We start from the raw sequence: 13166 nt of genomic DNA, 5'->3' as shown, positions 1-13166 counted from the left end.
TTTGATTTATTCTGCCCGCAAACTTTTTATCGGGCTTGCCAGTCCTGCGCGTATCGCCTGGTAACTGACCGTTAAAAAGGCAATGGACAATGCCAATACCCCTGCTAGTACAAAGGTGGACCATGAAATATCGATGCGGTAGGCAAAGTCCTCGAGCCAGCGATCCATCATATACCAACCAATGGGCACAGCAATTAGAATCGACAGCAAAATCAATTTCATAAAGTCCATGGTCAACAGCTGGTAAATGCTTTTAAAAGGGGCCCCCAGCACTTGCCGTATACTGATTTCCTTTTTTCGTTGTTCACCCAAGAATGCGGATAGGGCGAAGAGACCCAAGCAGGCCACAATGATCGCAAAGAGCGCAAAACTGTTGAATATTTTACCCATCCGTTGCACATCATCATGCATCATTGCGAATTCTTGGTCCAAAAAGGTGTATTCAAATGCTTGATTGGGCACAAACTCCTGCCACACGGTTTCAATGTCGCTGATGGCACTGTTGGTTTGGCCACTATTTAATTTGACGGCCACCGTGCCAGGGCTGTTTCCTATGACCAATGAAAGGGCGGCGATGTCCTCCTTCAGGTTTTTAAAATGAAAATCTTCGAGCACTCCGATGATTGTCCAGTCTTGACCGTTGTTGATACGCTTTCCTATGGGATCTTCAAACCCCAATTCTTTGGCCATGGTGGCATTGATCACAATGGCAGAGGAGTCGGTCGAAAAGTCTTTTGAAAATCCTCTACCCTCCTTAACTTGAAGTCCAAGGGTTTTGATATAGTCAAAATCGACCCTCCAAATTTGAGCCGGAACCATACCATTCTGATCATCACTGTCAACTTTACCAAATGTATTTCCATTTCGTTTTGTGCCATCCACAGGGAGGTAATCACTTATGGAAACTTCCTTCACCTCAGACAAACCAAGAAGTCCATCTTTAAACGTTTGGGAATTGCTTTTTAAGAGATTGGTTCCTTTGATGAGCACCACCTGCTCTTTGTTAAAGCCCAATTTTTTATCTAAAATGAAGTTCATTTGTTTGTAGATAATCAAGGTGCCAATGATAAGAACAATGGAGGTAACAAATTGAAAAACAACCAAGCCACTACGTAATCTTCCGCTCTTGCTTCCCGTGCTCAGCGAACCCTTTAAAACATTGGCAGGCTTAAAAGCGGATAGATAGAAAGCAGGGTAAAGACCTGCAATGGCTCCAATGACCAAGGAAGCAAACAGCAATAAAGGTGCAAACCACCAAACTCTCCAAGGCATGGAAATGCTCTTGGCGGCAATGACATTAAAGGAGGGTAACAAGGCCCAAGCCAAAACCACTCCGATGATAAAGGAGATGATGCTGAATATAATGGATTCCGTTAAAAACTGATTGACCAAATTGCTCCGAAAGGCACCTACCGTTTTTCGAAGACCTACCTCTTTTGCTCTGTTGGCAGATTTTGCTGTGGACAGATTGATGAAATTGATGGCGGCCAATACAAGCACAAAAACAGCAATAGCGGCAAACAACCAAATAAATCGAATATCGCCATACTTTAAGCGATCCCCCATTTTTAGATCAGACTTTAAGTGGATATCAGTCACAGGCTGAAGTTTATACTCCAAAGTCTTGAAGACTTCCCTAAACTTTTCTCCCATACCTCGTTCTATACTGGCAGGGATAAAATATTCCTCCAAGATGGCCCGCATTTTCTTTTCCAAATTTGGAATATTGGTATTTTCATCCACCAGCAAATAGGTGAAGTAATTAGTCGTGGTCCAACTGGTGTTGGTATCTTCAATGGCCAAAAGGAAATCAAAATCGAGGTGGGATTTCTCCGAAGGATGTTCTTTAATGACCCCCGTTACCGTGTAAGGTTTAGTGGCATCGTCATCCAGAAAAATGGTCTGGCCCACAGCATTGCCATTAGGAAAATATTTTTTGGCTTTTGATGCTGTCATTACAATGCTTCCGGGGTTGACCAAGACTTGGTTGGGGTTACCTTCCTCCAATTCGTATTCCAAAATCTCAAAAACGGGTTGGTCGGCATAGATGAAACCCTCTTCAAAATTATTTTGGATGGTTCCTTTAGGTCGAAGCGCCCTTCTCCCAGCACCAAAAAGCTCACTGGTATTCACTTTGCCCGCTTTCTCAATCTCTGGATATTTGGCTTCCAAGGTTTCTGCAAAAAGACGCTGAAAATGAACACTCTTCAACACCTCGCCATCCATTACACCTTGCATCACGACACGGTAGATTCGGTCTTTATTTTTGTATTGCTGGTCATAGCTCAATTCATTTCCAATAAAAAGGGCTATCAACAGACAAGCGGCTACACCAATGGCAAAACCACCAATCTTAATGGTGGTAAAGAGCTTGTCTTTTTTGATGTTTCGCCAAGCAATTCGTATATAGTTCTTTATCATGATTCTCGTTTTTGATGATGATTTGTTTTTATTCTGTCCTAAGACTTTTCACTGGATTTACAACGGCAGCCTTTATGCTTTGGTAGCCTACCGTTAAAATGGCGACCCCAACCGCTAAAAGAGCGGCAAGCCCAAAGACCCACCATCCTATTTCAATACGGTATGAAAAGTCTTCAAGCCATTTGTTCATGGCATACCACCCCACCGGGATGGAAATGAGAATAGCGATGCCCACCATTTTCAAGAAGTCAGTGGTAAGTCTGTAAGTGATTTGCCCCACAGTTGCCCCAAGGACTTTTCTAACCCCAATTTCCTTGGTACGTTTTTGCGCGTTGAAAGCGGCAAGCCCAAAGAGTCCCAAACAGGCAATGAGAATGGAGAGGATGGAGAACACCATGAATATTTTCCCCAATCGTTGCTCTGCCTCGTAAGTGGTATTGAAGGAATCATCCATAAACCGATAACTGAAAGGTTGGCCAGGTGCAAACTTGTTCCAAATGCCCTCTATACTGGCCAGTGTTGAAGAAAAGTCACCAGCATTCATTTTTACGGCCAACATGCCAGAGGTTCCGCTAAAAAAGAGGCCTAAAGACCCAATGTTTTCGCGCAGAGACTCGTAATGAAAGTTCTTGACCACACCAATAATGGTATTGAACACAGGGTTCTCCATTTCCACATCTTGTGAGACCCGCATGCCCAAAGCTTCCTCTGGTCCAACTCCAAGTACTTTTAGAGTGGCTTCATTTACGATTACCGCAGTGGTGTCTGTGGCAAAATCACTGTTGAAGTTTCGTCCCGCAATCAATTCCATGTTCATGGTGGGGATATAATCCTTATCCACATACCAAGTTTGCATTTGCAATGCATCTTCTTGGTTTCTGGACCCTTCCGGAAAAAATGAACTATTGGAACGCGATGAAGGGGTAGGGAAGAAATAGCTCAATGTGGTACTTTCCACTTGGCTTAAACTCATGATTTCATCTTTGAGGGCCTGAGTTTGGTCTCCAACCGCAAAAACATCATCCACCAGTACAATTTGATCTTTGGTAAACCCGAGGTCTTTGTTTTGAATGAATTGTAATTGTTGATAAACAACGATGGTGCCCACAATCAAGAACACAGAGATAGCGAATTGGAATACCACCAAGGCATTTCGGATGCTACCTCCTCCTGCGTCACCTTGGGTGTCACCTTTTAGCGTTTTCACAGGTACGAACCGGGACAAAAAGAAAGCAGGATAACTACCCGAAAATAGCCCAAGCAAGAGCGTTGCCAACGCCAATATTCCCCAGAAAAATGGGCTGGAATACGGAATAGAAATGGATTTCCCAGCAAGGTCATTGAAAAGTGGAAGCACCAAAATAGTGATCAGTAAAGCCACCAATAATGATATGAATGAAATCAATCCTGATTCAATCAAAAATTGACGGATCAAATCCAGCTTTTTGGAGCCAAGTGTTTTTCTCACCCCAACCTCTTTTGCCCTTTTTAGGGATTGTGCGGTGGAGAGGTTCATAAAGTTGACGCTCGCCAAAACAATCAAAAACAACCCAATAAAGGATAGGATATACACATTTTGAATGCTGCTGTTGGCGCTCATCTCAGAATCACGATGCGAGTATAAGTGAATATCCGTAAGGGGTTTGGCGAAGAAGTTTACATAATTTCCCGAAGCAATGAAAGACTCCTTCGTCATCCCCGGGAAGTATTGCTGCGCCCATGGGAACAAGTATTTGTCGACCATTCCATTCAGAGGCTCCTTCAATTCTTCAATATGGGCAGATGGGATAAGTTTAATGAACGTATAGTAATTACTACTACCCCAATTCATTTCGTGCGAAGGCGCATAGCCGGACATCGCCATAAAAACAGAATGTTCCCTTAAAAAGGAATTCTTGGGAAGGTCGTCAATTACCCCTGTTACAGTGTATGTGTCGGTATTGTTCAACAGCATACTTTGACCCAATGCGTTTTGTACACCGAAGTGTTTTTCGGCCGCAGTTTTGGTCAGTACCATAGTGTTCGGCTCTTTTAAAGCCGTTTTTTTATCCCCGACCAATAGGTCGATTCCAAAAAAATCGAAGAGGGTAGAATCTGCAAAGGTTACCCGAAGCTCTTTGGTATTGGCCTCAGTCCCTGTTCGCCTCAATAGGAGGCTTCCCCGATCTCGAAAACGCACAGTGGATTCCACTTGAGGAAAATCGGTTTGCATGGCAGCCGCCATGGGAGCCGCCGCCTCGGCAGACCTCATTTCAGCTCCTCCAAATTTGATGTCACTGTCGATTCTGTAGATGCGATCGGCATCGGTAAACATTTTATCGTAGCTCAACTCATCGTAAATGAACAAAGCGATCAATATTCCCGCAGCAATTCCAATGGCTAGGCCGAAGGTGTTGAGGAAGGTAAAAAAGGGCTGCTTTTTTAGACTCCTCCAAGCGATTTTAATGTTGTTTTTGAACATGTTTTGAGCATTTAATGGTTTGGTTATTCGGTTTTAAGGCTTTTAATCGGGTTGACCACAGCAGCCTTTATACTTTGGTAACTTACGGAAAGGACCGAAATGACAATAGCCAACAAGGATGCCAGTACAAAAACACTCCATCCAATTTCAATGCGATAGGTAAAATCTTCCAACCATCGTTCCATGGCATACCAACCCAAGGGCAATGAAACCAATATGGCAATACCTACAAGCTTTAGAAAGTCCAAGGTTAGGGCATAGGTAATTTGGGTAACTCCGGCACCGAGTACTTTTCTGATTCCAATTTCCTTGGTTTTCTTTTCGGCATTAAAAATGGCCAAACCAAATAGCCCCAAACAGGCAATCAAAATGGAAAGCACGGTGAAAATGATGAAAATTCGACCTAAACGTTGTTCAGCCTGATATGTTTCGTTGAAGGAATCCTCCATAAATGTATAGTTGAAGGGTTCCCCAGGAACAATAGTGTTCCATATGCGTTCAATGCTAGCGATGGCATTTGAAAAATTTCCAGCCTTGATTTTAACGGCCATGGAACGAGCGCCTCCATCTAAATGAAGGCTCAAGGCCTCAATATTCTCCCGCAATGAATCAAAATGAAAATTCTTCACCACCCCAATGATGGTAAAGAACTCCGCATTCTCCAAGGCCATATCTGGAGTGTAGCGTTTGCCGAGGGCTTCTTCAGGGGAAAGGCCCATAAGCGAAACGGCAGTTTCATTTACAATAATACTTGTGGAATCTGCACCAAATTGCGGGTCAAAATTCCGTCCCGCCAATAGCTCAAAATCCATGGTGGGAATATAATCTTGATCCACGCCCCACCGTTGCATGCTTACTGCATTTTCCTGTTCAGTGGCACCATCTTCAGGGGCAAAAGTGCTATCACTACGATCAGAAGGGGTTGGAAAAAAACTACTAAGGCTGGCATTTTCAACAAAGGCCAGTTGTTTTACTTCTTGCTTGAACGTTTCCATTCTAGTGCCTGCCGTGTACACGTCATCAATGAGAAGAATCTGATCTTTGGAGTACCCCAAATCCTTGTTGTTGATATAATCGAGCTGTTGGTAGACCACAATGGTGCTCACAATTAGGAAGACAGAAATAATAAATTGAAAGACGACCAGTCCATTTCTAATTTTACCACCGCCTACGCTGGTCTCACCAGATCCTTTGAGAACTTTTATCGGCATGAACCGCGACATGAAAAAAGCGGGGTAACTTCCCGAAAGCAAAGCCAAGGTTATGGTGGAGAGCAATGCAATCAACCAAAATCCCCAACTGAAATACGGAATGGCAATATCCTTGTTAGATAAATCATTGAAGAAGGGGAGTGCAGCACTGGCAATGATTAGGGCAAAAATCAGGGATATTAACGATACCACCCCGGACTCCATCATAAACTGCCGGATGAGTTCTCCTTTCTTGGAACCCAAAGCTTTTCTTACCCCAACTTCTTTGGCTCGTTTTAGCGAATAGGCCGTGGAAAGGTTCATAAAGTTGACGCTTGCCAAGACAATGAGGAAAAGTGCAATGAAGGAAAGAATGTAAATGCTTTGGATATCGTTGTTGGAGCTCAATTCAGCGACCCGATGCGAATGCAAATGAATATCCGTCATGGGCATAGTGCTGTACACAACATAATTGCCCGCGGCAATCAATTGTTCCTCGGTAATGCCTGGCAGAAACTGCTGTACACCCGGAATCATATATTTTCCCAAAAACCCGCGAAGTTGGGCCTGCATATCTTCGGCTTTGGCCGTTGGGATGAGTTTTATATAGGTCTGATAGTTGTTGCTTCCCCAATTGACTATTTCTGCATCTCCATTCCCGGTCATTGAAAGAAAGATGGTATAATCCCTTAGGAATGAGTTGTGGGGAAAATCTGGAATTACCCCTGCAACGGTGTAGTTTTCGGTATTGTTCAGCACAACGGTTTGTCCCACTGCATTTTCAACACCAAAATGTTTTTTCGCGGCAGTTTCTGTCAAAACCAAGGTGTTTGGCTGGGTCAGTGCGGTTTTTGAGTCGCCAGTGAGTAGTGGAATATCAAACATGGCGAAGAAGGAAGGGTCTACAAAAGTTGATTCTTCTTCCTTTACGTTGGCTCGGGCATCCGTTTTTCGGATGAGCATGCTACCGCGGGCCCTAAACCGAGTGACCAGTTCCACCTCATCAAAGTCGTTTTTTATGGTTTCTGCCATTGGAGCCGGAGTAACGGCAAAATTCCGAGCCTCCCCACCGAATTTTATATCAACATTGACCCTATGGATACGGTCAGCATCAGTGAACATCTTGTCGTAACTCAGTTCATCATAAATGTACAGGCAAATCAGCAGGGCTCCTGCCATGCCCACTGCGAGTCCAAAGGTGTTGAGAAAAGTAAAAAAGGGTTGTTTTTTAAGATTTCTCCAAGCAATTTTTATGTTGTTCCTAAACATGGGTTCTTACTTTTCTTTTATTCCGTTCTAAGGCTTTTCACTGGATTGGCCACCGCAACTTTTAAAGTTTGATAGCTAATAGTGATAAGTGTAATGATCATAATGGCGACGATGGCAAGAGCAAAAAACCACCAGTGTATTTGCGTTCTATAGGTGTATCCTTGAAGCCATTGCTCCATAAAATACCAGGCTACGGGCGTGGCAACCAGCCCAGCAATCAGTATCAGGCTGAAGAAATCTACCGTAAACAGGGTCAGAATGCTGGCGACATTGCTTCCCAATACTTTTCGAATCCCAATTTCTTTGGTGCGTTGACCCACAAAGAACAAGATGAGTCCATAAAGTCCCAGGCAGCCAATTAAAATGGCCAAAGCAGAAAAAACTTTGGATAATGAGAGGTACCGCTGCTCAGTTTCGTATTGTTCAGCAACTCTTTCATCTAAAAAACGAGGTTCATAAATGTATCCTTGAAAGGCACTGGACCATCGTTTTCCAATTTGCTCTAAAGTGTGCTTCGTATTTTGGCCATTCGTTTTTATTGCGATTTCATCGAACCACCGGGTTTGATCGGCAATAAATATTGGACTGATTTCTTCGGTAAAGTCATTGTCGTGAAAATCCTTGACCACACCTACAATGGTGGCTTTTATGTAACCTCCATTGGCGGTTATCTGTTTTCCCAACAGTTCTTCGGGGGTGGAAACACCCAATTTTTTGGCCAGCATTTCATTTACAACCATCTCTGCAATGGAATCGGAATTGTTCTCAAAAAAGTTTCTTCCGGCAACGAGTGAAAGGTCAAAGGTGTTCAGATAATTGGTATCGGCCAGTTTCGCTTGAATGCTGAATTCTTCAAACTCGGGGCGATTATGATATTTAATGCTGGTACCCCAGTTATTTACCGAGCCTCCAGGACTTGTTAAACAGGCGGATACTTTGGTAACACCTGGAATATTGGAAATCTGCTCTTTTAAGCTGTTAAGCTGAACTTTCTCCAGGTTTTTAGGAATGCCCACCATTACAATGGATTCCTTATCAAAACCTAAATCCGAGTTTACGGCATAATCAATTTGGTTTGATATGATCAAGGTCGCAGCAATCAAGGTTATGGAAATGGCAAATTGGGCTACAACGAGTACCTTTCGGGTTGTGCTGCCTCCCGTATCGTTATGTTTTAGTTTTCCTTTCAGGGCCAAAACTGGGACAATCCGTGACATCAATATGCCAGGATAGCTTCCCGATAAAAAGGAGACTGCCGCCAGCACCACAACTAGGAAGGTGAAAAATTGGTAATTCAACAAGCTGTTCATGGACAAATTCAGTTCAAAAAGGTTGTTGAAGGATGGGAGGAACAGCACCGCTAAAAGTACCCCAAGCCCAATGGCAAATAGGCTGATGACGAAGGTCTCTGACAAAAACTGCCAAAATAAATGCTGTTTAAAACTCCCGAGCACTTTTCGGATGCCAATTTCTTTGGACCGATAAAATGCTTGGGCCGTTGAGATATTGATGAAGTTGATACAGGCTACCGCAATCAGAAAAAGGCCGATGACGCCAAAAATCCACAATACGGCGGGGTTGATTCCCCCGTATTTTGGATTGAAATGAACTTCGGACAGCGGCTGAAGCTTATATACGTGCTTGTTTTTGCTTTCTGGGCGATGTTTTTTGGGAAGTTCTGTAAGAACATCTTCAATCTGGGAAATATTTTGATTTGGATGAAACAATGCAAAACATTGCAAATTGGAAGAAATACCACCCCAAGTTTCATCAGCGGTGAAGTCATTGAACTTTTTCAAGGTACCAAAGGAGATAAAAATCTCTTCCGGAATCACGGAAGTCTTCGGAGCATTTTTAAGAATGCCAATGACCTCAATGGTTTCCTTGTTATCGTACAGGAAGGTTTTTCCAATGGGATTTTCTGCACCGTACATTTTCTGGGCCATGTTCTCACTGATGTAGGCCGTATTGGGATCCTCTAGGGAGCGTGTTCCTATAGCATCGGCCAATGGAAATGTCATGATGTCAAACAAATCCGGCTCCACAAAAACCACATCTTCCTTAAAGGATTTGGTATTTGTTCCTTCACCAACGTTGAGCTGGTAATTTTCCCAAGAGACCACTTTGGCCACCTTTTCGGCGTAATTGTAGTCTTCACGAAACACCTTCGCAAAAGCAGGAGGAACGCTGGCCTCATAGTCAATGTAATCCCGTCGTTCCTCGGTGACCACTCTGTAAATGCGATCACCGTTTTCATGGAAGTTGTCAAAGGAATTGTGATATGTCAAAAACAAATAGATCAATATACTGCTGCCAAAACCAATGGCCAGCCCCAGAATATTAATAGCAGTGAACACCTTTCTTTTAACAAGGTTTCGCCAAGCGATTCTGATATAGTTTTTGAACATGATGATGATTGTTTTTTGATTGCGATTGATGAATAAACTCCTAGACCATGGCTCCCATTGGTTTGTTTTGGCTTTCGGTCACAATTTGACCATCGAAAAGGTTGATGACCCTGTGTGCGTAGTGGGAATCTCGGTCGGAGTGTGTTACCATTACAATGGTGGTTCCCTCTTGGTTCAGCTCGGTCAACAGGTTCATCACCTCAATCCCGTTTTTGGAATCCAGGTTACCTGTTGGCTCATCCGCCAAAATCAACTTTGGATTGGTTACTACGGCACGCGCAATTGCCACCCTTTGTTGCTGCCCTCCTGAAAGCTGCTGTGGAAAATGCTTCTCACGATGCGCAATTTTCATACGCTCCAATACCGCCTGCACTTTTTCCCTGCGTTCTGATTTATTCATTTTTAGATAGATCAGGGGCAATTCAACATTCTCAAATACGGTAAGCTCGTCGATGAGGTTAAAGCTTTGGAAAACGAAACCCAGATTCCCTTTTCTAAGTTGGGTGCGTTGGCTTTCTTTTAGACCTTCCACTTTGTGTCCTGCAAATTGATAACTCCCCTCGGTGGGGTTGTCCAACATGCCAATAATGTTGAGCAGTGTGGATTTTCCGCATCCGGATGGTCCCATGATGGCAACAAACTCACCCTCGGCCACCTTAAGGTTTACGCCATTGAGGGCAAGGGTTTCCACCTCTTCGGTTCGGAAGCTTTTCTTTAGATTCTGAATCTGTATCATTTTTATGGTTGTTTTAGCTGTTATTATATAGACTTAATGTATTCCTGTACTGTTACGTTTCTGGGCTATTTTAACACAATTCGTTCAGCGGTCCCAAAACTGTCATAGTTGCTTGTAATCACTTGTTCACCAGGTTGAAGCCCTTCTAGCACCTCATAGTATCTCGAGTTCTGCTTTCCTAGACGGACGTTCCTTTTGAGGGCTTCTGTGCCGCTGGGGTCCACAACAAATACCCATTGACCTCCAGTGCTTTGGAAAAAGCCTCCTTTGGGCAACAACAAGGCATCGCTGGATTCACCCAATTGTAAGCGAATGCTATAACTCTGTCCTGCACGGATGGTCTCCGGTTTGTCATCGGTAAAGACAAGATCCACCTTAAAGCGTCCGTTTCTAACTTCGGGGTATACTTTTCGCAACCGAAGGGTGTACTCTTTCTCGTTTCGTTCCAAGATGGCAGAAAGGTCACGTTTTACACGGTCAATGTAGTGCTCATCTATTTCGGCCTCAATTTTAAAATCGGTTAGCACATTAATTTGCCCAATGCGCTCGCCTTGAGATATGCTCTGACCAATTTCAGCATCCAAAAAACCCAATTGCCCATCGGCAGGAGCCCTTACATTTAGGTGGTCCAAACGTTCATACACCATGGATAGGGTCTTTTGCATACGATCTAAATCAGCATCCAAACCGGTCAATGAGGTTTTTCGTAATTCATCGTCCTGCTCGGTCTGCAGTTTTACGATGTCGTACTGTTTTTTGGCCAACTCGTAATTCTCTTTGGAAAGAAGATAGGTTTCTTTGGAGATCAATTCATCTTTGAACAGTTCTTGGTTCTGCTCATAGTTTCGTTTTAATCGCTCCAAATCGTATTCGGCTGTGGCCAGATTTCTTTTGCCTTCAACCTGTCTGGAATCAAATGTGAGTTTTGTGGAACGGAGGTCGTTCTGTTTTAAGGCCAAGTTACTTTCGCTGGCCAAAATTTGCTCGTAGAGCGCCATGTTCTCAAGTTTCAGAATGATGTCACCTTTTTTGACCATGGAACCTTCCTCAATCAATTTTTCAGAAACACGCCCACCTTCATACGCATCCATGTAAATAGTAGCGATGGGGGCCACATTTCCGTTTATGGTAATATAATCATCGAACTTTCCAGCACTTACCTCTGAAATTGAAAGTCGTTCTTTTTCCGTTCTAAATGTGGATACCGAACTACCGAAAAACAATTTCCATCCCAAGAATAGCAGCAACACACCTAATGCGATGTAGCCGTAATGTTTTGCTTTTAGTCCTTTCTTTTTTTCTAATTGTATATCCATGGTATTTTTTAGTTGATATTAAAAATGGGCAGGCCGCTATAGAAATCAATGGTACTCTTGTTCACTCGCAATCGTAGGCCTACCTGTAAATTTTCGTTTTGCGCCACGCCAAACAAATTCTTTGCTTGAAAAAGGTCCAAGGCATTGATCAGCCCTTTTTCATATCGTTTTTGGGCGATGGTAAATGCAAGCTCTTGGGCCTCCACTCTTTTATTGCTCTGATCCAATTCAACAAGCAATGCGTTATGGGTCTGCACCAATTGCTGTATCAATTGAAACAGTTCCTGCTCTTGGATTTCCAAGTTATTTTTGGCTTGGAGATAGGCAATCTTCTGTTGCTTTACCCTTGAGTGGTTGGCCCATCCATTGCTGATGGGAATGCTCAGCTCGGCTCCAACAAATTTTGAAGTGTTGTCCTTGAACTGGGTACGGAAAGGAATAATATTTCCATTTTCGTCGACATTGGTTTCAAAATAACTGGTTCCGTACCCTGCCACCAAAGACAAGGAAGGAAATAACCCACCCCGAGTGGCCTGCATTTGCTTTTTGGCTGCGCTCACACGATATTCTTGTGACTTTACCAAAGGCACAAAACCTCTGGCGGTCTTATAAAGTGAATCTACCGAAACACCTTCGGTAGGTTCTTCAGGAAGTACCTCCAAACTTTCTTGAAGAACAATGTCGTCCACGCCAATCAGATTCATTTCTTGGAGGAGTATGAGTTTGGCATTGTTGAGTAGATTTTGGTTTTGTGTCACCAAAAGCTTGTCGCCCAACAAAATGGATTCGGCCTCGTATAAATCGGCACCGGCCATGATGCCCAATTCCACCTGCTTACTCACCAAATCATAATTGCCTTGCGATATTTCTTGCTGTTCCAAAGAATTGGCTACAAGTCCTTCGTAGAATTTGATATCGTAAAAGGCACTCATCACCCGAAAGGCCAATTGAAACTTTTCCTGAAGAATGTCCTCTTGGGTTGCCTTATAAATGAATTTTGACGCTTTTATGGAATTCATTTTTTGAAAGCCCCGGAAGATATCCAGATTGGCATTCAATGCATAATTGTTGCTAAAGAACTCAGTGTTCACATAATCGTTGGTATTAGGGTCGGCCGATCTACCATATCGTATGCGATAATCCGTATACCCATTTACCGAAGGTAAGAGGTCCCGAACTGATTGGTGATAACTTTCCTTGCTGGAATCTTTATTGTAGGCCGTGTTCTTTACCTGAAGGTTGTGTTCTATGGCGTAAGCCACACATTCATCCAAGGTCCAAGCCTCTTGGGAAAACACCAAGGTTGACATGAAGAACAGCGAGCTTGTAATGTATAATTTAAGGTTCATAGTATATTCCTGTGCC

Annotated in this window: 7 protein-coding genes; all 7 read right to left on the bottom strand. The window is 43.3% G+C overall.

All coding sequences use genetic code 11. The features are described 5' to 3' along the window. Positions 1-6 precede the first annotated feature (6 nt). Positions 7-2421: an ABC transporter permease gene (locus ACFSJE_RS09980; protein WP_379830829.1), complete on the bottom strand. Its 2415-nt coding sequence runs from the start codon at positions 2419-2421 to the stop codon at positions 7-9. A 28-nt stretch (positions 2422-2449) separates the two neighbouring features. Continuing rightward, on the bottom strand, positions 2450-4882 hold the full coding sequence (locus ACFSJE_RS09975) for an ABC transporter permease (RefSeq protein ID WP_379830828.1): 2433 nt from the start codon (positions 4880-4882) through the stop codon (positions 2450-2452). Between the two features lie 23 nt (positions 4883-4905). Further along, on the bottom strand, positions 4906-7341 hold the full coding sequence (locus ACFSJE_RS09970) for an ABC transporter permease (protein ID WP_379830827.1): 2436 nt from the start codon (positions 7339-7341) through the stop codon (positions 4906-4908). Between the two features lie 17 nt (positions 7342-7358). Beyond that, a complete protein-coding gene (locus tag ACFSJE_RS09965) occupies positions 7359-9749 on the bottom strand; it encodes an ABC transporter permease (protein WP_379830826.1) in 2391 nt (796 codons plus the stop codon). A 40-nt stretch (positions 9750-9789) separates the two neighbouring features. Next, a complete protein-coding gene (locus tag ACFSJE_RS09960; protein ID WP_379830825.1) occupies positions 9790-10485 on the bottom strand; it encodes an ABC transporter ATP-binding protein in 696 nt (231 codons plus the stop codon). Between the two features lie 65 nt (positions 10486-10550). Further along, positions 10551-11801 (bottom strand): efflux RND transporter periplasmic adaptor subunit, encoded by a 1251-nt coding sequence (locus ACFSJE_RS09955; RefSeq protein WP_379830824.1) that lies wholly within the window; start codon positions 11799-11801, stop codon positions 10551-10553. 8 nt (positions 11802-11809) lie between these two features. Then, entirely contained in the window at positions 11810-13150 is a 1341-nt protein-coding gene (locus ACFSJE_RS09950) for a TolC family protein (RefSeq protein WP_379830823.1), read from the bottom strand. Between the last annotated feature and the right edge of the window lie 16 nt (positions 13151-13166).

Source organism: Flagellimonas iocasae (genome assembly GCF_042682725.1).
Classification (GTDB): Bacteria; Bacteroidota; Bacteroidia; order Flavobacteriales; family Flavobacteriaceae; genus Flagellimonas; species Flagellimonas iocasae.
Note: the sequence above shows the minus strand (reverse complement) of the source record. Positions and strands in the feature narration are given on the sequence as shown.